This is a genomic window from Cobetia sp. 1CM21F (genome assembly GCF_023161745.1).
In the GTDB taxonomy this organism is placed as follows: domain Bacteria; phylum Pseudomonadota; class Gammaproteobacteria; order Pseudomonadales; family Halomonadaceae; genus Cobetia; species Cobetia amphilecti.
In genome coordinates this window covers 281,918-302,643 of record NZ_JALNTQ010000002.1, presented here as the reverse complement: position 1 = coordinate 302,643, position 20,726 = coordinate 281,918, and the positions used below count along the sequence as shown (strand labels likewise).

The window sequence follows — 20,726 nt, the reverse complement described above, 5'->3', positions numbered from 1 at the left end:
ATCAAACAAATTTATAGATTTGATGCAATGTATACACTGGATGAATAAAAATGAACTTCCGACAGCTCGAGCAGTTCCTGGCCGTGGCCGAAACGGGCAGCTTTTCCCGAGGTGCGGCACGTGCGCATGTATCGCAACCGGCGCTGTCAACGGCCATCGCTAAACTCGAGGGCGACCTTTGTGTGCAGCTATTCAACCGACAGGCTCGCCAGGTGACCCTGACCGCCGAGGGGTATCAACTGATGTCCAGCGCCAAGCGAATCGTCGGAGAGTGTGAGGCTGTTCGCTCAGCGCTGAAAAAGACGGCAGAGCAGGAAACCCTGGCCATAGGGATCTGCGAGACGTTGGATCTGCCAGCGATCGCGGCCCTGCTTGAGCAGTTCCGGCGAATCCATGGAACGATCCGGCTCAAGGTGTTGGAACTGCCAAGCGGGGCGTTGATCGAAAGGTTGCAGGCAGGACGTCTTGATTTGACATATCTCGTGCGGACCGGAGACGAGACCATTCCTGCACAACTGGCAGAGCGCCCATTGAATACGGAAAAATACGTGATCGCCGCGTCAAAGGATCACCGCCTAGCCGGGCAGCGATCTGCGCCGCTCTCGGTGCTGAATGACCTTCCATTCATCGCCCGCAATCACTGTGAATACCGGACGATCATAAAGCAGCTCTGGTCGGAACAGAGCATTCGCCCCAAGGTGGTCTACCAGACGGCCCAGGACCAGCGCGCGCTGGAATTGGTGCGTGCGGGGCTTGGGGTCGGGATATTCCCGGAGAGCCTTGTGGCAGATGATTTAGCCATCGTGGACATCGAGGATCACAGCCTCAGCCGCCGTATAAGCTGTGTCTGGAAGCGGGAAAGCCAAACAGAAGCCGTCACCGCGTTTCTGAGATTTTCCCAATTGGAAAACGAACCGGAAGAAGCCACGCCTTAGCCGACCGTCAACCCATCCGTCCCGGCACGGATCAGATCCGCAACGCCTCGACCTCGCACGCCATATCCTTGGCCAATTCAGCAAGGTCGTCCTGTGCGGTTTTCTGGTGTAAAACAGGACATCACTGAAGCAGGGCGTAGTTTTCTGATTGGAGGCAGATCAGTTCACACAATAATTGGAAAAAGGCTGTTTATTTCCAGAAATGCAAGAGGAATCGCAATAGGTTGAATTTTTTCTTACCGCTTGGTAAAATATACGGCGATTTACTTACTTTAAATGGAAAAAAAATGGCAAGTGGCCGTAGGCGTGAGTTTGACGAGGATATTGCTCTGCGCAATGCAATGGAGGTGTTTTGGCTTAAGGGCTACGCTGGGGCTTCCCTCTCAGATTTGACGCAAAGTATGGGGATCAATAAAACCAGCATGTATAGTGCTTTTGGGAACAAATCCGCTTTGTTTGTCAAAGCGACCAAGCACTATATTGAGACGGAGATGCTTTCGCATCTTAAGATACTTCAGGAGGCTGGCGTTCCTTTAAAAAAACGTTTAAAAAACTACATGCTTTCAGTAGTGAGCATGCAGTGCGCTTCAGAGCAACCCAAAGGGTGTTTTCTAGTGCTCTGTCAATCAGAAATAGTCACTGGTGGCATTCCAGAGGATGCCGCGGAGCTGTTGAAAAAAGAAGATGAAATGGCAACACAGATGTTTACGAATCTTTTCAGCAGGGACCCAGAAGCAATATCACTGGGGTTAGATAAACATGCGCAGACCAACGCTCTGACAATTTACACGATTCTGAAGGGCACGGCTTCGATGGCACGTTCAGGTGTGCCTGCCTCCGAGTTGCATCAGGTGGTTGATAACGCCTTGCGTGGCATCGGAATTAATTAAGTCATAAATTAGTTTTTCTTTTTTTCCTACTCAACCCTTCCTGAGCACCCTCCTCAGCTCAACCATTTTTCGCAGAAACCGTTCAACACATCATCTGCAACCTATTGTTTTTACTGATTATTGTCGCACACTATTGATGAGTCGCTTTTTTTGCTTGCCTTTCTGTACCGGTTGGTTTAGCATCCATTCTGTACCGATCAGTACGCAATGTAGCAAAGGTCTTCGCAACAGGTATTCCAACAGGAGAAAGATGATGGGCTTTTCAGTAAAAGACAAAGTCGCCTTGGTGACAGGTGCCAACCGTGGTATTGGCAAAGCAATTGTAGAGTCATTCTTCAAGCATGGCGTCAAGAAAGTTTACCTAGCCGTGCGCAACCCGGAGTCTACTCAAGATCTACAGGCACAGTATGGCGAAAAAGTAGTGGCATTGCATGTTGATGTGACCGATGTCGCTTCAATCAAGGCACTGGCAAAGGAAACTAAGGATGTTGATATCCTAGTTAATAATGCCGGTGTGATGAACCTGGCTTCACCGCTGAGCGAAGAGGCTGAAGCTTCACTTCAGCATGAATTTAATGTGAATGTCTTTGGTCTGCTGCGTACCTCTCAAGCCTTCGCCGCGACGTTGGAAACAAATAAAGGGGCACTGGTTCAGCTAAACTCCATCGCTTCAATCAAAACATTCGGTGATATCACCACCTACAGTGCTTCCAAGGCGGCTGCTTACTCTGTCACCCAAGGCCTGCGTGAGAAGCTGGGCGAGAAGGGCGTGAGCGTGCTGAGTGTTCACCCTGGGCCCATCGCAACCGACATGGGGCAAAGCGCAGGGTTCAGCGACGCACCGGAAGCCACTATTGTCGCCGAGGGTATTGTCAGCGCCTTGGAAGCAGGCGACTTCCACCTCTTCCCGGACCCGATGGCCAGGCAGCTCGAAGAAGCCTACCAGAGCTACGCTGACAACATCATCTTGGGTGACCTGTCAGTCTGATGTTCAGATTTCATCTAGAGGTGACGCCCTCCAGAGAAGACGACTATCAATAGATGCAAACTCCTCCTCCAGGTTTATGCAGCAGAGGGGGGGGGGGTTAGCAGATCAAACTATTAACTTCAGATTAAATCATTTAGCGTTAGGCAGGAGAGTTATGTCATGATTAAAGTCAATGTGCTGTACCCAAACAGCCAGGATGCGACCTTCGATTTCGATTACTACATTAACACACATTTGCCTATGGTAGAGAAACTGCTGGGCGATGCGCTTAAAGGTAAAAGTGTTGATGCTGGGCTGAGTGTAGTCTATAAAAATGAAGCCCCCCTTTATATTGCGATCGGCTCTTTGTTTTTCGCATCAGCGGAGTCTTTCCAGCAAGCCTTTAGTCCGCATGCCGAAGAGATATTGGCCGACTTACCGAACTTCACCAACACCCATCCCATTGTCCAAGTGAATAAACAAAAATTGTAAAGTACATTTTTGACATTTTATTTCCTCCTTTTAGTTAATGATGCAGCTCTGTTTTGGGCAGAAGATATAGCCGGGTGTTGTGTATGGAGGACAGAGGGAAGGGGGGCTTATCCTGTTGATTGATCATGCCAGATCACAACCGGCACAGGATGGATACGGATACTCATGGCATCGCGAGGAACGAGGTCTTGTCACCATCGCGTACCGCCTATCTGCAGCCTTACGCGAAAAACGAAGGGCGGTCTCAAGCTCCAAGCGCAACGCTATTATAGGGTGCTCAGGCCAGCGACCAATTTCTTGAGCACCTCGGCGTGGACTTCCAGCGGCATTCGCCAGTCCAGTGTCTTGCGCGGCCGTGTATTCAGTGAGTCAGCGATCTCGTCGAGTTCTTCCGGGCTGTAGACCGAGAGGTCCGTGCCCTTCAGCAGCTACGGCATCAACAGCCCATTGGTTTTCTCGTTGGAACCTCGCTGCCAAGGGCTATGCGGGTCAGCAAAGTAGGTCGCCGTACCGGTCTTCTAAGTGATCTCGGCATGCTTCACCATCTCCCTGCCTTGGTCGTAGGTCATGGACTGACGCAGGGATCGCGGCACCTCATTGCGCTTGTCACTGAATCCGACGGCCGCCGCCGTGGCGGTGGTGCCATCCATTTTCGCCAGGATCACCAACCGTATGGTGCGCTCCACCTGCGTAGTGACGGCAGAGCAATTGTTGGCGCCCATGATGAGGTTGCCCTCCCAATGGCCAGGCATCAGGCGGTCTTCGATCTCAGGCGGCCGCATGTGGTTGCTGACCAGATCGGGAATTTGCTGACGTCGATCCTTGCCACGACTGCGTGAGCGACGCTTGCCGTTGCCCTGCCGCAGGCAGGCGGTGAGCTCTTTCTTGAGACTGCCGCGGGGCATCACATAGAGCGCGTTGTAAATGGCCTCATGCGAGGCCTGCCGACGTGAATCGTTGGAAGACATGCGCTTCAGTGTGCGGGCTATCTGTTGCGGTGACCAGTACTTGTGCAGTAGGTGGACCACCACCTCGAAGAGCTCCCCGTCTGGGTGCATCTTGGGACACTGACGTGGCCGATGTCGCGTCAGACGAGCCCGATAGCCCGCCAGGCCGGCATCGTAGCCCTTGATAGGGTCGACCGTATGGCGAGCCATCTCTCACGACACGGTGCTCGGCGCACGCCCCAGGTGTGTGGCGATGGCCCGGATCGAATGAGTCGCTCGCATTATCATGATGGCGGCTCGGTCTTCAGCAGAGAGATGGCGATAGCAGCGGTTCATGGCAACACCGTGCCTGATGGGTCACGTGTTGCACTTGGTCATTGAGACCGCCATGTATAAAGAGATTTTTCAGAAAATGTTGGAAAAAACTGTTGTCTAAAAATATTGTTAACCGATTGTTTAAATTAATATATATAGCTGACAGCAACATATAACCCATATTTCATATTCGTATAAGGCCAGTGGCACTGAATCTGTCATTTCAGGAACTGATGACAGGGTGACATGCCTTGCGGACGGTGATAATCCGTTGTGCGCGCACAGTATCCGTGAGCAAATGGAACATATGAAAACGCATACGGACCTCGACATCTTTCACGCCGTCGTCGACGCCGGCACCTTCACCGGGGCGGCGCGCCAGCTTGGCATTACCCACTCCGCGATCAGCAAGCGCATCGCGCAGCTGGAACAGCGCCTTGGTGCCCAGCTGTTGATTCGCTCCACTCGGCAGATGCGTTTGAGTGAAGCAGGGCAGCTCTATGCCCTGGAGACTCGCGAGTTGCAGGAGCGCCTGCGCAATGTGGAGCAGGAGATTGCCGAAGGCAGCGGCGCGCTCAAGGGGCGCATTCGCCTCTCGTGTTCCAATGCATTGGGCAAGCTGCAGGTGATGCCCCTGCTGTTGCGCTTCATGGAGCGCTATCCCGAGGTGATCGTGGACCTGACGCTGTCGGACGCGGTGGTCGACCTGGTCCATGAAGGGATGGATCTGGCGATACGCAGCACCGCACAGCCCGAGCTCGGCCTGATCGCCAGGCGGTTGGCCACCAATCATCGCGTCATCTGTGCATCACCGGACTATCTGGCAAGCCACGGCACGCCGCGCTCAGTGCCGGAGCTGGCGGAGCATGTCAGCCTGATCCTGAACCTCCCAGGCGGCTTCAATGCCTGGGGGCTCAAGTCACTGCCCGACATGCGTTGCGGCTTCCTCTCCAATTCCCTGGAAACCCTGCACGCCGCCTGTCTGGGCAGCCGCGGCATTGCCTGTCTGCCGCACTACCTGATCGCCGATGACCTGGCTTCTGGACGCTTGCTCCCGCTGCTGGAAGACATACGTGGGGACGGCGCAGATACCAGCATCTACATCGTCCGCCCGGAGACGCAGATTCTTCCTCGGCGAGTGAGGGTTTTGATGGATGCCTTGATAGAGGGATTTGAAACCGGCTAGGAGGCGTTTGCCAAGGGTATGACTTATCTGGTGATCATCAGGGTCATTACATGACATATTATCCCAAGGAGAGATAACAGGATTTCAGTGACGTACATCATGGAGCGATACATGTCACAGATAGGACGCAATAGATTGGCGGTACTTATTGATGCTGACAATGCGCAGGCTGCTATCTGCGAAGCGCTGCTGGCAGAGATTTCAAAACTGGGTGTCAGCACCATCAAGCGAGCTTACGGAGACTGGACGACGCCGAACCTTGCGCCATGGAAAGAGCATCTTCTGCGTCATGCCATTCATCCGGTTCAGCAGTTCAGCTATACCCAGGGCAAGAATGCAACTGACTCTGCGTTGATCATCGATGCCATGGACTTGCTGTATTCGGGGAACGTGGAGGGGTTCTGCCTCATCTCTTCGGACAGCGACTTTACGCGCCTGGCGGCTCGTTTGAGAGAGAGCGGCATGCTGGTGTATGGCTTCGGTGAAGACAAGACGCCTCAGCCCTTCGTGTCTGCCTGTGACAAGTTCATCTACAGCGAAGGGCTGCGCAAGGTGGCTGAGAAGCCCGTCCCGGCCATGCCCGTCAGCAAGCCGGCCGCTGAGCCGGTAGCCCTCGTCAAGCCGACCAAGGCACAGAGGCAGTTGAGGTCGCATATCTTGAATGCGGTGAATGAACTGCAGCAGAAAGATGGCTGGACTTCCTTATCAGCAGTAGGAAGTTATCTAAAGAAGAAGATGCCCGACTTGAAGCCGTCTGATCATGGTGCCAGCAAGCTTGGAGCGATGATTCAGAAACTGGATTATCTGGATGTATGTCGTAGGCCTATTAAAGGGGGAAGTATGCATTTCTATATCCGAAAAAAGGTTAGCCGGCCTGCAAAGGCCAGCTGATCAGGCAATCTATTGATAGAGGTAGTCAGTCACACAAGCCGATGAATAATAACCGGCCGCTATTTCCAGGTAATGAGCAGTCGTCGCTTTACTCAGCCGCCATCATTCGCTCGTACAGTCCATCCTTGAGCAGGCTGCGCTGGTGCTTGAGTTGGTGCATGGAGTCATCGCCGATCGGCGATTCATCGACTTCCAGGGCGTGAATCTCGATATCGATACGAGTATAGGCTTCCGCGATGCGGGCAAACTCTTCATTGCCATTGATCAGGCGCAGAATGAGTTCACGTTGCTGAGGGAAGTCGTTGCACAGGGAGTGGTCATCGATATGCATGGTGTGGCTCCGAAATAGGGTGGGAGAATCCAAAAAGAGAAAGGGGGTGGGAGAATCCAAAAAGAGGGAGTGTTGCCACTCCCCTAAAGGGCATCCTTGCTTACGTTGCAGGACGTATTCTCAAACGATGGACTGGACGTCGATCACGATCTGGTCCCAGTTGCGCTGGGCGGTCATGTCGTTTTCGACATCGCTGTCATAGGCATTCTGGAAGCGCTTGATGGCGGCGGTCTGGCTGGTGGCCTGATAGAGCCAATAGGCTTCTTCCTTCAAGGCGTCTTCGATGGGCTTGTCGATGGAGGCGTAGACGGCCTGTTTGCAGGCGTTGATGGCGGCTGATGGCCACAAGGAGATTCGCTCGGCCAGCGAGTCGACGAAGGGGCCGATCTCCTGTGGGTCCAGCGCACGATTGATGGTGCCGTATTCGGTGGCCTGATCGGCATCGAAGTCCTTGGCGCTGAGGATGATTTCCAGCGCTCGGCCAAGGCCTGCCTGACGTGCCATGCGTGAGGCACCACCCCCGCAGGGCAGAATGCCCATCGCGACTTCCATCTGCATGAAGCGGGCCTTGCCACGTGCGGCGAAGCGCATGTCACAGGCCAGGGCAAATTCGTGACCACCGCCGCGGGCAAAACCTTCAATCTTGGCGATGGTCGCCTGGGGCAGGCGGCTTACGCGCTCGAGAACCACCTGCAGGTCCAGCAGCTTGACCTCACCCTGGTGGACCGCATGAGTCGACATGTCCTTCAGGAAGTCCACGTCGGCATGGGCGACAAAGATCTCCGGATGGGCTGACTGGAAGACCACCACCTTGGTGTCGCTGTCACGCTCGAGCTTCTGCGACAGCATGGTCAGGTCGGCCAGCATGGGAATGTCCTGAATATTGACCGGCGGATAATCGAAGGTCACATACAGAATGGCGCCTTTCTGCTCAGTGCGGAACGTCGTAAATTTCTTTTATATCATTATGTTATCTCGGTTCGTTCGCTGCCCGTCGTGTGTGATTAACGTTAGCACCGAGTCCGGGGATTGATTACCGAGAGATTGGAAGAAAGAAATTATTCGATTGATTGAGAGTCGGGGTTCGCAAGAGGAATCAATGGGTTATCAGGCGGTATCAACAGCCGCCAATAAAAAAAGTCCCGCGATAGTCGTATCTGGCAACGACTTTCACGGGACTTTTGCCTTCGAGCGGGTCACACGCGTGGAGGGACGAACCTAGCCCTTGCTGTCATCGGCGCTCTTGGCAGGCCCTTTGGCAGAGTTATCGGCTGAGCCCGCATCTTTCTCGGTGTGCTCGTAGACGGGTAAAGCACCTTCACCAGAGCCAGCTTCATCGTCCGAGACAGCACCTTCACCAGCCGCCGTTGCAGCGGCAGGCTGGGTGCTTGAGGTGTTGGCACCGATACGCTTGGTCCAGCGCTGGCGGGCAAAGCGGCGCAGATTGGCCACGTTGTCCGTCTCGTCGATGATGTCCTCGCCCAGAATCGTCTCCATCACGTCTTCCAGCGTGATGACCCCCAGCCAGTTGCCGAGGTTGTCGTAGACCACGCACAGATGCTGGCGTTCGCGCTGCATGAGCCCAAAGGCATGTTCGACGTTGTCTTCGGCGTGCAGCTCGCTGATCGGGCGCATCAGGTCCTTGAGCGGAGTGGTGGGCTCTGCCTGATGAGCATCGGCGCGGTGGATCATGCCCAGCGTTCGCTCATCGTCGGTCATCACCGGGTAGCGGCTGAAGGGCCAGATCGTCAGCTGGTCATTGAACTCGGCCACGCTCATCTCGGGACTGACCGTCTGGCAGACAGGGCGCGGCGTCAGCACGTCACGCACCTTCATCTCATGCAGATTGAGGATGTTGGTGATGACGCGCTGTTCATCATTTTCCAGGGCTTTCTTGTCGAGACCCATCTGGGCCAGTGCCTTGATCTCGCCACGCACATCGATGTCATGAGCATCCTTGCCGATGCGCGAGGTGATCAACTCCGACAGCCAGATCAGTGGCTTGAGCGCGATGACCATGGCATTGAGCACGCCGGGCAGCATCGGCGACAGCTGACGCCAGTAGGTGGCACCGATGGTCTTGGGGATGATTTCCGAGGCCACCAGGATCAGCAGCGTCATCACCGCCGAGGCCACGCCGACCCAGGCTTCCCCGAAGACGACCGATACCTGCGCGCCCACCCCCGTGGCACCGACGGTATGCGCGATGGTGTTGAGCGTCAGGATGGCGGCCAGCGGCTTGTCGATATTGTCCTTGAGCTTGGCCAGTGCGGCGTGGCGCTTGGGGTGCTGGTCTCTCAGGCTTGCCACATAGCTGGGGGAGAGCGACAGCAGCGCCGCCTCGAGCACGGAGCAGATGAATGAGATGCCAATCGCGATGGCAGCAAACAGGATCAACAGAAACATGAGGCGTGCTCCTTGGGGGAAAGGCATCCATTAGTGACATAAGGCGCAGCACTGTCAAACCCGTGAATTCTCGCAGAGTTTTCAGCCTGCTGGCCAAGCTTGCCAGCCTGTGACGCAAAGTGCCGTTGACTCGAGGGATGCAAGAGGGCTGCAAGAGGGAAAAGGGCTTTACATGAGACAAGATGCAATACTTATATGATAATGAGATTGTTTTGCTTTCGTTAATCGTTGTATTTTGTGGTCGCCAGCCGTATTCGCAAGCCACGGCCTGGCATGGCCGCTGAGTGGCACCGTGCGTCCCTTCAGCCGTCAGTGCGACCCGCAGCAGGCGGCAGGCCTTCACCAGGATTCACCTTGCAGGGATTTGCAGCGTCATGTCACAGCCGCTTGGAGACATAGCCGACAGTCGGGCCACTCGCCGCGTCATGGCCTCACCTCAACAGCGCCCTTCATCGCTCAGCGAGCGGCGAGGCTGGCGAGCAGCGAAATATCCGCATTGCGAGGGGCAGGTGCAGAACCTGCACCCCTGGCGGGATGCGCATCTGACGCTGTGTGATCTAGAGGTGTCACGCGCCTATCACGGCCAGCATCAGTTTCACGAGGGTCTCTATCTCTGCCTGGTGCTGGAAGGGCGACTGACGCTATCAGGTGTGGACGGCGCGGGGATCGACTTGTCCGCGGGGCAAGGGGGGATCTTTCGCCCGGCGAGAACGCAGTCTGCGCCGCCGACGCTTAAGAGCTATCACCCTCAAGGCCGCCTGCGCTGTATCAGCTTGCATCTGGAGGGCGAGGCCAGCCAGTCCCTGCAGGTACGGCGGGGTCTGGCGAACTGGGATGCATTGCCGTGCGCGCGTCATTCCAGCCCGCTGAGCTGGACGCCGGGGCGCTGGCTTCATCAGCAACTGGATGAGCGTGTCAGAGCCCCTGATGGTGAGGGCCCACAACGAGAGTGCGAGACGCTAGCGACCCCCGCCTGCGAGGGGGAGATGCTGGAGTGGCAGGGGATCGCGCTGCAGTTGCTGGGGGCGGCACTCAAGCGCCGCGCTGGTGAGGCACAGGAGGTGTCGGCGTTCTCCGCAGCTCCTGCACCCCCTGCATCGCCATTGGCGCCCCCATCGCGACCCCACGGCGCCTGTCGACATCTGGAGGCGGTACGCCAGCGTCTTGCCACCGTGCCGCATGGCGCACACTCGCTGGAGGAGCTGGCGCGGCTGGCCTGCATGAGCCCCTCCGGCTTGCGCCACAAGTTTCGCCAGGCCTTCGGGCAGTCACTGGGCAGTTATCAGCGTGAATGTCGCATGCGGTGTGCCGAGCAGGCCCTGCGGCGAGGGGTAAGCATTCAGCAGGTGGCGCATCTGGTGGGGTATGCCCACGCCTGTAACTTCGCCACTGCCTACCGGCGTCATTTCGGGGTGTCGCCACAGGCGGCACGAGCCAGGTTTCATCGCGTCGAGTGAGTCGTGATGGCGGCGAGCACCTGACAATGGGCTTGGGGTTGTCACAATACGCAAGCGGGCACCCAATGGGTGCCCGCTTGCGTATGGCGTACTCGAGAGTCGAGTGCTGGTGATGCCAGCTGGCCTTACAGGAAGGGAATCATCGGTAGCACCACGTCATCCAGCAGACCCGTCGGGTAGTGCAGGTTCATCGCCGCCTGCATGCCGAGCAGGAAGACTGCCACGCCCAGCGCGAAGAGCCCTGCGAAGAGCGGCGACTTGCGCGCGATGGTGAGCTGGAAGCCCAGGCAGAACAGCACGGCGGTGGAGACGAAGCCCAGCAGCGCACTGACGCCGATCAGCACGAAGAAGCCGAGTACCACACCCACTGCCTTGAAGGCCGGTTGCTTGACGCGAATCATGCCGCGACGCCAGCCGTTGAAGACCACGGCGATCACCGAGAGCAGCGTGATGAAGGCGGCCAGCGTCGGGAAGGCCTTGCCCAGCGGCATCAGGTCCCTGACGTCATAGAGCGCCCACAGGGCGGCTGCGCCCATCATCAACAGCAGCAGGAAGTCGACGCCACCGAAGCCACGCGATTCCAGCACATCCTCTTCCGGCGACGGCGCAGTCTCGACCACTTCATGGGTCTGGCGGCGACGCATGATCGCCTTGCGGATCACCGGCAGGAAGAAGGCCAGCAGGATCAGGCCGAGGATGATCAGCACGCCCGGACGCAGGAAGGCTTCGGCGCCGTGGAACTGTATGCTCTGGTAGAAGTAGTTCTCGGCACCCGGTGCCAGCACGAAGCCGATCAGGAAGGCCGGACGCGACCAGCCAGCACTCTTGAACAGCACACCGATCATGCCGATCATGCCCAGCGCGGCCCAGTCACCCAGCGAGCGGCTGGCCTGGTAGGCAGCGAACAGGATCAGCACGGTGATGGCAGGGGCCAGAATGGCGAAGGGTACACGCGTCAGCTGCGCGACCGGACGCGCCAGCATCAGACACAGGCCCGCGCCCAAGATATTGGCCAGCGCCAGTGACCAGATGATGGTGTAGGTCATGTCCAGATTGGTGGTGATCATCGACACGCCGGGTTCCAGACCCAGCAGCAACAGCCCGCCCAGGAAGACCGCCGCCGTGCCGGAGCCTGGCACCCCGAACAGCAGTGTCGGCACCATGGCACCGCAGGCGCAGGCATTGTTGGCGGATTCCGGCGCGATGACGCCGCGGATGTCGCCCTTGCCGAACTGGCTCGGGTCCTTGGCGGTCTTGACCGCGAAGCCGTAGGTGATCCAGTCGACCACGGAACCCGCCAGACCCGGAATGGTCCCGATCAGGCTGCCGATACCGGCACAGCGCGCGACCAGCCACTTGTTCTTGACCACATCCTTGATGCCGGCAGACCAGCCCTTGCCCAGATCGGTGTTGCCGTTCTTGGCGATACTGCCACGTCCCAGCAGCAGCTCGACGATTTCCGGCAGGGCGAAGATGCCCAGACCCAGCACGATCAGCGGCACGCCGTCGTACAGGTAGTCGATATCCAGGTTCATGCGGTACTCGCCGGTCGCCGGTGCGGCGCCGATGGCACCGACCAGCAGGCCGAGGCCGCAGGCTGCGGTGCCCTTGAACAGGTTCTTGCCGGACAGCACCGCCACCATCGTCAGGCCCAGCAAGGTCAACACGAACAATTCGGCTGACGAGAAGGCCAGTACGAGGGGACGTGCGACGAGGATGAAGCCGGTCAGGATGATGGCACCGATCACGCCACCACACAGGGAAGACAGGAAGGCACTGGTCAGCGCGCGGGCTGCCTGGCCCTTCTTGGCCAGCGGGAAGCCATCCAGCACCGTGGCTTGCGACGCGCTGGAACCGGGAATGCCCATCAGGACAGAGGCGAAGGTATCGCCGGTAGGAATGACCGCGACCATGCCCATCAGCATGCCCAGGGCGTAACCCGGGTCCAGACCATAGAGGAAGGGCAGCAGCAGGGCTATGCCGGCGATGCCGCCCAGGCCGGGAATGATACCGACCAGCAGGCCGACGAAGATGCCGATCATCATGAACAGCAGATGCGTCAGCGTGAAGACGTGTCCAATGCTGGACAGGAGAGTGTCGATCATGGCGTTACTCAACCTCTTGTTCTTCTCTAGATGCTTCTCTAACACTCAGAGGCGGTGCCGGGGAGAGCATGGTGAGGCAGGGAGTGAAAGGCTCACGGGGCTGCTGGTCGGCAGCCCCGTGAGTGGGTCCCCATCACACCCGGGGGTTCAGACCGTTACGGGTGTGATTGCGCGCCTCAACGAGATTGCAGGCGGATATTGTGGCGTTCCATCAGCCAGTTCTTGACCCATTCGTGCTCGGCTTCGCTCAGCTGCATGGCTTCCTGAAGCTGGGTCGCGGCGGCCTTGCCGACCATCAGGCCATAGGGCCCGACCTTCTCGGCGGCCTCCTTGAGGAACTCGGGGTCCTTGGCCAGATCACGTGCGGCCTGGCGGTAAAGCTCCAGCAGTTCCGGGTCCACGTCCTTCGGCACCAGCAGCATCTTCTGCATGGCGTAACCGGAGGCGAAGAACTTGTGGAAGATCTGGTAGGCCTCGTCGTCACGTGAATGGCCTTCCTGGGCCAGATACAGTTCGGAGAAGGTCGGCAGGTCCGGGAAGGACGGATCGCGCTCGATATGGCCTTCGTCATCCATCACGCCAAGGCTGAACAGCGGTACGGCCTGGCCGGCGTCGACCAGCGGCGTGACGTTGCTCTTGTAGGCGGAGGTGGTCTGGAAGTCGAGGGCGACTTCGCCACGTTCGAAGGCCAGGCGGCCTTCACCACGGCTCTTCATGCCGAAGACCGGGTCGACCTGGAAGTCGAGCAGATCGAAGGCCATCAGTACCGGCATTTCGAGCCCGGTCGGGTTCTGGCCGGCGAACTTCACTTCCTGGGAGGCGAGGGCCTCGAGCGCACTGGCACTGTCCTTGCCCAGCGAGCTTGAGGCGTAGACGACACCCCCTGTCGGTGCAGCGAAGATCGGCTCCCAGTCGGCATAGTCATAGCGCACGCGACGGTCGCGCAGCATGGCCGGATACTGGGTAGAGGCCGAGGTGACGACCATCTCGTCGCCGTCATCGCCGGCACGCTTGCTGAACAGGTTGACGCCGGTGATGGAACCACCGCCCGGGACGTTGTCGATGACGACAGCCGGGTTGCCCGGCAGGTCCTTGGTCACCCAGTTGGACATGAAGCGTGCCCAGACGTCCGTGCCGCCCCCGACACCGAACGGGACGGTCCAGGTCAGGGTATCGGGGACTTCCGCCGCGGCGTGAACGGCTGAGGACAGTGGCATCAGGCCCATGACGGGCAGCATGAAGGCCAATGCGGTGGTGCGGGCATGACGCTTGAGGGTCTGGCGCTTGGGGGTAGACACGATGATGGACATGGTCTGACTCCTGATTATTGTTGGAATGCGTTGTCGATCAGTGATGCGCTATCTGCATGGCGGCGCAGTCAGGCTATTTCGTTTAGCGAAAATTCATTGAAAATCAATATACTGCAGTACCTGCTCGTTGCCTGTCGACGAACTCTTCGCCTCTGGCGCTTGCCAGCGCGGTCGTCTGGCGTGTCATGCACGCCCAGGCATCTCCACCGAGTCGGGGAGGTTCAAGAACACCTCGCCACTCATGATCTTGCGTGCCGTGCGCAGCAGAGACACGCGGCTGGGGGTCATCGGGTCGGCATTGGCATGCTCGACCTCGACATCCAGAAATCCGGCGGGATGTTCCAGATGAACGTTTGCCGCCAGGCTATCCGGTGCCAGAGTGCCGGCCGTGAGTGCCACACGATTGGCCAGGGTACCCGGGATGCTGGTCGCAACGGCCAGCGTGATGGCACCCGTGACGGCCAGGGCGCCATGGCAGCGATGCGGCACGAAGTAGCGGGCACATAGAGTGCCGTCCTGGGTGCGCGGGGCGGACAGAATCACCGGCTTGGGCAGCACCGAGCCGCTGACGTCGCCCATGCCCATCAATTCCCCCGCCTTGAGGCGAATCTGCTCGAGACGTGCCATCGCCTCGCGGTTGGCATCCATCTCGGCCGGCGCTTCGTTGCCCACCCAGCCCAGACTTGCCGCTTCGATCAGCACCACCGGTGTGGCGGAGTCGAGGCAGGTCACCTCGACGCCATCAATCACGTCGATGACCTGGCCGCTGGGCAGCATCTTGCCGGTCTTGGCGCCCACCGCGCCGAGGAAGCCCAGCTTGATGGCACTGCCGGCGCCGGGCACGCCACTGATGCGCGTGTCACCCTGGTAGGCCACCGCGCCGCCGGGCGTCGGCACCTGGCTGTCGATCAGCGTGCGGGTGTTGAGGTTGTGAATCCGCAGACGCGTAAGGTCGCCCTGCGGCGCAATCATGCCGGTCTCGATGGCGTAGGGGCCGACGGCGGCCAGCATGTTGCCGCAGTTGGGCGAGAAGTCGACCTTGTCGCCTTCTACGTCGACCTGAGCGAACAGGTAATCGACATCAGCTTCAGGATGACTGGGCGGCCCGACGAGGGCGACCTTGCTGGTCAACGAATTGCCGCCGCCCAGGCCATCGATCTGCAGTACGTGGCCGGAGCCCATGACCTGACGCAGAACTTCGCGTCGGCCTTCGTCATCGGCGGGGAGGTGATCCAGACGCAGGAAGGGGCCCCGAGAGGTACCGCCACGTAGGATCATGCAAGGAAGTGAATGCATCATGTTGGAACGCGCTCCTGTCTGTTTGCGCCTTCGTGAAGCATCACAGCCGATGATCTATGCATCAAATGCAAATAAAACCTATACTGTAATCATTGTGCGCATTAATCCGAAAACTGAAACAATAAGGTAGTTGCATGCATAGATTGGAGTTTCTGGATCTGTCGGCGTTCGTCGAGGTCGCCGAGAATCATTCCTTCAATGAGGCGGCAGAACGGCTGCATATTTCGCAGCCGGCGTTGTCGCGCCGCATCCAGAAACTGGAGGAAATTCTGGGCGCCAAGGTGCTCGAGCGCACCACGCGAAGAAGTCGTTTGACGCCCGTTGGGCGTGATTTCCTGCCCAAAGCCCGCAAGTTGCTCGAAGATTATGAGTCGTCTCTGGTCGGCGTTCGCGAGCTTGCCACCCACCGCAAGGGGGTGCTGACCATCGCCTGCCTGCCCACGGCAGCCTTCTACTTCCTGCCCAGCGTGGTGCGCGAATTCAATACTGCCTATCCCGGTATCCGGATTCGCATCTTGGATGTCAGTGCCAATGAAGGGGTCGAAAGGGTGGTTTCGGGGGAGGCAGACTTTGGTATCAATATGGTCAGTGCCCACCATCCGGCGGTGGATTTCACCTCCATCTATCGTGATCCCTTCGTGCTGGCCCTGCGTCGAGACCATCCTCTTGCACAGAAACAGCGCGTGGAATGGAGCGACCTGGACGATGTGCGCCTGATCACGGTCTCGCGTGACAGCGGCAACCGCATTCTGCTCGACAACACCCTGCTGTCTGCCGGCCTGCATCTGGATGGCTTCTACGAGGTACAGCACCTTTCGACGTCACTGGGTCTGGTCGAGAGCGGGCTGGGCGTCGCCATCCTGCCGTCGATGGCCATGCCGGGGCCGGAACACGAGGTGCTGTGTCAGCGTGAACTGCCCGAGCCGCGCATTGACCGCACCATTGGCCTGCTGCGGCGGCGCGGTGAGTCGTTGTCGCCGATCGCGGAACTGTTCATCGAGATTCTGCTCAAGCGCTGGAACTGAGTCGCTTATCTGAGGCGAGGGGGCCAAGGCCACAATGGAGAGCAGAGTGGCAGGCACCTCTCGCCAGGGTTGGCGTGGCGCGGCCTAGTACATAAGATGGTTGTGTATAAGACATTCATGTTTCACGGCAAGGCCGATGAAACCGTCTTGATGTCGCGTGGTCAGCTGCCGCCGGGTGGCGGTGAGGGTCTTCTCCTCATCCATTGTCTCTGCGGCCATTGACGACGTGGCGTCTTGCCTCACACAAGGATGTATATGCCCATGAGTACCCGCACAGCCACTCACGCTACTTCTCGTCAGACGGCCCTCGCGTTGGGTATGGCACTCGGGCTCGGCAGCGCGCTGCCTGTCAGTGCAGACGAGCCGATGGCAGCCGATGATACGGGCAAGCGCGCACCGCAGGGCGAACATACGCTCAAGCGTGCCCAGCTGGTCAGCTTGATCGAACAGGGCCGGCAGGAGCTGGCGCCGGACTTCAATGGCTTTTTGACCCAGGTTGCCGAACGCAATTCCCAGGATACGGCCGTCAGGGCTGCCATCGAGCAGTATCAGGCCGGTGAGACGCTTGAAGGCGATGCCTTCGTCAACATCTATCGTCTGCTGGGGGTCTACAACCGTCTGCAGTACGGCGATGACGTCCAGGCGCTGCTCAAGGAAATGGTCGCGATCCCGACCGCCAAGGTGGGGGAGAAGCCGCAATTCGAGAACCCGGAAATCGCGCGCTTCGGTGAGTTGATCAAGGCGCGCGCCGAGGCGTTCGGCCTGACATTCCGTAACGTCGACAACCGTGTCTTCGAGGTTGAGCTTGAGGGAACTGGCGATGACGTGTTCGGCATTCTGACCCACGGCGATGTGGTGCCGGCAGGCGAGGAGGGCTGGACACTCGACGACGGCACCCATCTCGACCCGTTCGCGATGACCGAGATCGACGGCAAGCTCTACGGGCGCGGCACCGAAGATGACAAGGCCTCGATTGCCGCGGCGCTGTATGCCATGAAGTCGCTCAAGGAGAATGAGGTGCCGCTCAAGCGCACCATTCGCCTGATGATCGAGACCACGGAAGAGACCGGCGGTGATGGCTTCGAGTACTACAAGGCCAGAAATGACCTGCCGGAATACAACATCGTGCTCGATAGCGGTTATCCGGCGATCACGGCCGAGAATGGTTTCGGCACCATCGATGCGCGCTTCCCCTTGACGCCCAAGGCGGGCGAGGCGTCATCTGATCAGGCAGTCGACGCTCTGCCGACGATCACCGACTTCCAGGGTGGCCTGGCGACCAACCAGATTCCGGAGCGCTCTACCGCCACGCTGCACGCGGCTGACGCAGCGGGCGCCAAGGCGCTCAGCCACAAGCTTGAGACGCTCGGCAGCCGCTACGTCAAGGAGCATGGCCAGGACTTCAGCGTCGCCAGTGAGGTGGAAGGCGAAGAGGTCAGCGTGACGGTGACCGGCAAGTCGGCCCACTCCTCGGCGCCGGCCAACGGCATCAATCCTGTCACACGGCTGGCGGGCCTGCTCGCCACCTCCGGCATCGATTTCCATGACAATGCCTATGAAGATGCCATCCATTACCTGAACGACAACTACGGGCTGGACTATCACGGCAAGCAGCTGGGCATCGCGTATTCCCATGATTTCATGGGGCCGCTCAAGGTGACGCCGACCTTCTTCGCCAAGGAGGACGATGCGCTGCGGGTCGCGGTCAATGTGCGTGCACCCGCCGGAGAGAAATCACCTGAGGAATTGAGCCAGACGATTCAGGACAAGCTGAGCGCCTATGCCATCGAGCAGGGCATGGACATGACGCTGAACGTCGAGATTCGCGACTGGATGCTGCGTGATCCCAGCGGTGCCTGGCTGCAGACTCTGCTCAATATCTTCGGGGATACCACCGGCATGGAGGCTGAGCCGCGCTCCTCCGCGGGCAGCACGACCGCCAAGCTGTTGCCCAATGCGATCAACTTCGGCCCGTCCATGCCGGGCGAGACCTATACCGGGCATACCTCCGAGGAGTTCAAGCGGGTCGATAACCTGATGCTCGACATCCAGATGTTCACCGAGATGATGGCGCGTATCGGCAATCAGGATTCGCTCAAGTAACCGGGGCGGCTCACGGGGCCGCGTTAATGTGAATCGCCTTTTGCAGGGCGTATTGAAATAGCCCTGTGAAATAGCCTCTTGCCTGGACGACAGGCATCACGGCCAACGCCCGCCACCGCCCTGATGAAGGGGCAGTGGCGGGCGTTGTCGCATGTGAAGGCCGCCGGTCAGACAGTGCGGCCGCGCGGCCTCATCTCGGACGGTAGGGCGCGGCGGGATGCGCGGTAGGGTAGGCATCCATATAGGCGGCGGCGGCCCGCAGCAGTCGCACGTCATCGTGCTTGCCGCCTGCCAGCTGAAAGCCGACGGGCAGCCCCTGAGACGTGAAGCCACAGGGCACTGATGCCGCAGGTTGGCCGCTCAGGTTGAAGGGATAGGAGAACGGCGCCCATTCCTCCCAGTCATGCATCTGGCTATCCGGGGGTACCTGGTGATTCAGTGCGAAGGGGGTGACGGCGACGCTGGGTGTCAGCAACAGGTGGAAGTCCTGATTGAATTGCTCCAGCGCCTGAGTGATCCGGTAGCGCTCCTCGAGTGCCTTGAAGAGATCCAGCGACGACCATTCGCGTGCACACATGGCATTCTCGACCAGCCCGGGGTCGAGCTGTTCACGCTGCTGGGCATCGCAGTCATCCCAGAGTCCCAGCGAGGCGGTGAACCAGATCTTGCGAAACGTCTCGAGGCTTGTCGCGACCGGGGGATCGACTGTCACGATGTCCGCGCCAAGGTTCGTCAGACGCTGTGCGGCGCGCTCCACCAGGCTTGCGATCTCGGGGTCGACCTCGACACACCCGAAACATGGCGAGTAGGCGATGCGCAGTCCTGCCAGCGACTTGCCGATATCCGCGCCCCAATCCTCGGGTTGGCCGCGGTTGGCGTAAGGGTCCTGGGCATCGTGACGGCCGATGACATTGAGCATGGCGGCGGCGTCACGGGGGCTGCGGGTCATGGGCCCGATGCTGGACAGAAAGGCAGCCTTGGAGGGTGGCCACTGCGGTGTCCAGCCGAAGGTGGGCTTGAAGCCGAAGATGCCACTGAAGGCGGCAGGGATACGGATCGACCCGCCGGAGTCACCGCCCTGATGCAGCACGCCCAGATTGAGGGCGGCGGCGGTAGCTGCGCCACCGGAAGAGCCGCCGGGCGTCAGTTCGGTATTCCAGGCATTGCTGGTGGTGCCATGCACGAGGTTGTCGGTGACGGCCTTCCAGCCGAACTCGGGGGTGTTGGTCTTGCCCAGTAGAATCGCGCCTGCCTCACGCAAGCGCCTGACCGGCGGCGCATCCTGCTGGCATGGCGTGGCCGGTGTGATCAGGGAGCCTGCTCTCGCCGGCATGCCGGCAACATCGGTCAGGCCTTTCAGTGAGGTCGGAATGCCATCGAGCGAACTCAATGGCTTGCCGGCCTGCCAGCGCTGAGTGGATTCACGCGCCTCCTTCAGCGCCGTGTCATGCGCGACATGCACATAGGCATTGACGAGCGGGTTGAGTCGCTCGATACGATCGAGCACCGCTCGGGTCACCTGTAGCGGGTCGAACTCACCGGATTGATACCCGCGTGCCAGTTGCTCGGCGTCCAGCGCCGTCAGGTCATCCTTGGCAGTATGGGGTGAAAGATGTTGAGGAAATTCGACGTCACGCATGGCGGCTCTCCTGCTGCTGGATGGCGATATTCTTGTTGAGGACAGTCATCTGTCTCTCCTGCATGGCCTTGGGTCAGAGAGGGGAAACTCAAGGCATCGCGAGGCTTGAAAAGGGCGAAGGAGGGCCGCATGGCCTATGGAGAGTGACAGCAAGCGGCATGGTCGAGCTCATGGCAGCCGACCATGGTTCACGATATTTGCCCAGAGGGAGGACAATCATGCCAGCCAAGTCCAAGGCACAGCAGATGGCAGCCGGGGCAGCACTGTCAGCACGTCGTGGCGAGCAGAAGGTCAGCGAACTGGATGGGGCCGCCCGCTCGATGTATGACTCCATGAGTGAGGAGGAGCTCGAGAAGATGGCCTCGACACCACGTGAAGACAAGCCGCGACACGACAATCAGAGCTGAGCCCTGCGGGATGCCCATTGC

The 20,726-nt window shown here is 59.0% G+C and carries 17 protein-coding genes and 1 pseudogene; 10 read left to right on the top strand and 8 right to left on the bottom strand.

The window, feature by feature from the left end; genetic code table 11:
- Nucleotides 1-50 precede the first annotated feature (50 nt).
- The 4 genes from MSG32_RS06925 to MSG32_RS06910 all read left to right on the top strand — a co-directional run bounded on the left by MSG32_RS06925 (nt 51) and on the right by MSG32_RS06910 (nt 3,284).
- A complete protein-coding gene (locus tag MSG32_RS06925; protein ID WP_248378921.1) occupies nt 51-935 on the top strand; it encodes a LysR family transcriptional regulator in 885 nt (294 codons plus the stop codon).
- Nucleotides 936-1,159: 224 nt separating this feature from the next.
- Nucleotides 1,160-1,825: a TetR/AcrR family transcriptional regulator gene (locus MSG32_RS06920; protein ID WP_248378919.1), complete on the top strand. Its 666-nt coding sequence runs from the start codon at nt 1,160-1,162 to the stop codon at nt 1,823-1,825.
- A 250-nt stretch (nt 1,826-2,075) separates the two neighbouring features.
- On the top strand, nt 2,076-2,813 hold the full coding sequence (locus tag MSG32_RS06915; RefSeq protein ID WP_248378918.1) for an SDR family oxidoreductase: 738 nt from the start codon (nt 2,076-2,078) through the stop codon (nt 2,811-2,813).
- A gap of 159 nt (nt 2,814-2,972) precedes the next feature.
- Nucleotides 2,973-3,284 carry an EthD family reductase gene (locus MSG32_RS06910; RefSeq protein ID WP_248378916.1) on the top strand — a complete coding sequence of 104 codons (312 nt, stop codon included), beginning with the start codon at nt 2,973-2,975 and terminating at the stop codon, nt 3,282-3,284.
- Between the two features lie 266 nt (nt 3,285-3,550).
- Here the strand turns inward: MSG32_RS06910 and MSG32_RS06905 are convergent.
- Nucleotides 3,551-4,567 (bottom strand): annotated as a pseudogene (locus tag MSG32_RS06905) (IS30 family transposase).
- A 286-nt stretch (nt 4,568-4,853) separates the two neighbouring features.
- On the opposite strand from MSG32_RS06905, the gene MSG32_RS06900 reads away from it, so the two are divergent.
- Together MSG32_RS06900 and MSG32_RS06895 are read left to right on the top strand one after the other, a co-directional pair.
- A complete protein-coding gene (locus MSG32_RS06900) occupies nt 4,854-5,732 on the top strand; it encodes a LysR family transcriptional regulator (RefSeq protein ID WP_043332196.1) in 879 nt (292 codons plus the stop codon).
- A gap of 111 nt (nt 5,733-5,843) precedes the next feature.
- Entirely contained in the window at nt 5,844-6,623 is a 780-nt protein-coding gene (locus MSG32_RS06895; RefSeq protein ID WP_248378914.1) for an NYN domain-containing protein, read from the top strand.
- Nucleotides 6,624-6,711: 88 nt separating this feature from the next.
- Here MSG32_RS06895 and MSG32_RS06890 read toward each other — a convergent pair whose 3' ends face one another.
- The 3 genes from MSG32_RS06890 to MSG32_RS06880 all read right to left on the bottom strand — a co-directional run bounded on the left by MSG32_RS06890 (nt 6,712) and on the right by MSG32_RS06880 (nt 9,360).
- Complete coding sequence (locus tag MSG32_RS06890) at nt 6,712-6,954, bottom strand: YdcH family protein (RefSeq protein WP_054555932.1); 243 nt, start codon at nt 6,952-6,954, stop codon at nt 6,712-6,714.
- A 120-nt stretch (nt 6,955-7,074) separates the two neighbouring features.
- The gene (locus MSG32_RS06885; RefSeq protein ID WP_348983978.1) at nt 7,075-7,872 is read right to left on the bottom strand and encodes an enoyl-CoA hydratase/isomerase family protein; all 798 of its coding nucleotides are present in this window, start codon (nt 7,870-7,872) and stop codon (nt 7,075-7,077) included.
- 300 nt (nt 7,873-8,172) lie between these two features.
- Nucleotides 8,173-9,360: a CNNM domain-containing protein gene (locus tag MSG32_RS06880; RefSeq protein WP_248378910.1), complete on the bottom strand. Its 1,188-nt coding sequence runs from the start codon at nt 9,358-9,360 to the stop codon at nt 8,173-8,175.
- A 374-nt stretch (nt 9,361-9,734) separates the two neighbouring features.
- Between MSG32_RS06880 and MSG32_RS06875 the strand changes: the two genes are divergently transcribed.
- Nucleotides 9,735-10,817: an AraC family transcriptional regulator gene (locus MSG32_RS06875; protein WP_248378900.1), complete on the top strand. Its 1,083-nt coding sequence runs from the start codon at nt 9,735-9,737 to the stop codon at nt 10,815-10,817.
- Nucleotides 10,818-10,942: 125 nt separating this feature from the next.
- Here the strand turns inward: MSG32_RS06875 and MSG32_RS06870 are convergent, their stop codons facing one another.
- From MSG32_RS06870 to MSG32_RS06860, 3 genes are all read right to left on the bottom strand, one after another.
- Nucleotides 10,943-12,922 (bottom strand): tripartite tricarboxylate transporter permease, encoded by a 1,980-nt coding sequence (locus MSG32_RS06870; protein ID WP_248378898.1) that lies wholly within the window; start codon nt 12,920-12,922, stop codon nt 10,943-10,945.
- Between the two features lie 176 nt (nt 12,923-13,098).
- Nucleotides 13,099-14,232, bottom strand: a complete 1,134-nt coding sequence (locus MSG32_RS06865; protein WP_225347941.1) for a tricarboxylate transporter — start codon at nt 14,230-14,232, stop codon at nt 13,099-13,101.
- Between the two features lie 183 nt (nt 14,233-14,415).
- The gene (locus MSG32_RS06860) at nt 14,416-15,531 is read right to left on the bottom strand and encodes a 4-oxalomesaconate tautomerase (RefSeq protein WP_248378896.1); all 1,116 of its coding nucleotides are present in this window, start codon (nt 15,529-15,531) and stop codon (nt 14,416-14,418) included.
- A 134-nt stretch (nt 15,532-15,665) separates the two neighbouring features.
- On the opposite strand from MSG32_RS06860, the gene MSG32_RS06855 reads away from it, so the two are divergent.
- On the top strand, nt 15,666-16,556 hold the full coding sequence (locus tag MSG32_RS06855) for a LysR family transcriptional regulator (protein ID WP_043332186.1): 891 nt from the start codon (nt 15,666-15,668) through the stop codon (nt 16,554-16,556).
- Between the two features lie 261 nt (nt 16,557-16,817).
- Complete coding sequence (locus tag MSG32_RS06850; RefSeq protein WP_248378894.1) at nt 16,818-18,659, top strand: dipeptidase; 1,842 nt, start codon at nt 16,818-16,820, stop codon at nt 18,657-18,659.
- A 190-nt stretch (nt 18,660-18,849) separates the two neighbouring features.
- Here the strand turns inward: MSG32_RS06850 and MSG32_RS06845 are convergent, their stop codons facing one another.
- A complete protein-coding gene (locus MSG32_RS06845) occupies nt 18,850-20,298 on the bottom strand; it encodes an amidase (protein WP_248378892.1) in 1,449 nt (482 codons plus the stop codon).
- A gap of 218 nt (nt 20,299-20,516) precedes the next feature.
- Here MSG32_RS06845 and MSG32_RS06840 point away from each other — a divergent pair, with 218 nt between their 5' ends.
- Complete coding sequence (locus MSG32_RS06840) at nt 20,517-20,705, top strand: DUF3008 family protein (RefSeq protein ID WP_131431876.1); 189 nt, start codon at nt 20,517-20,519, stop codon at nt 20,703-20,705.
- The last annotated feature ends 21 nt before the right edge of the window (nt 20,706-20,726 follow it).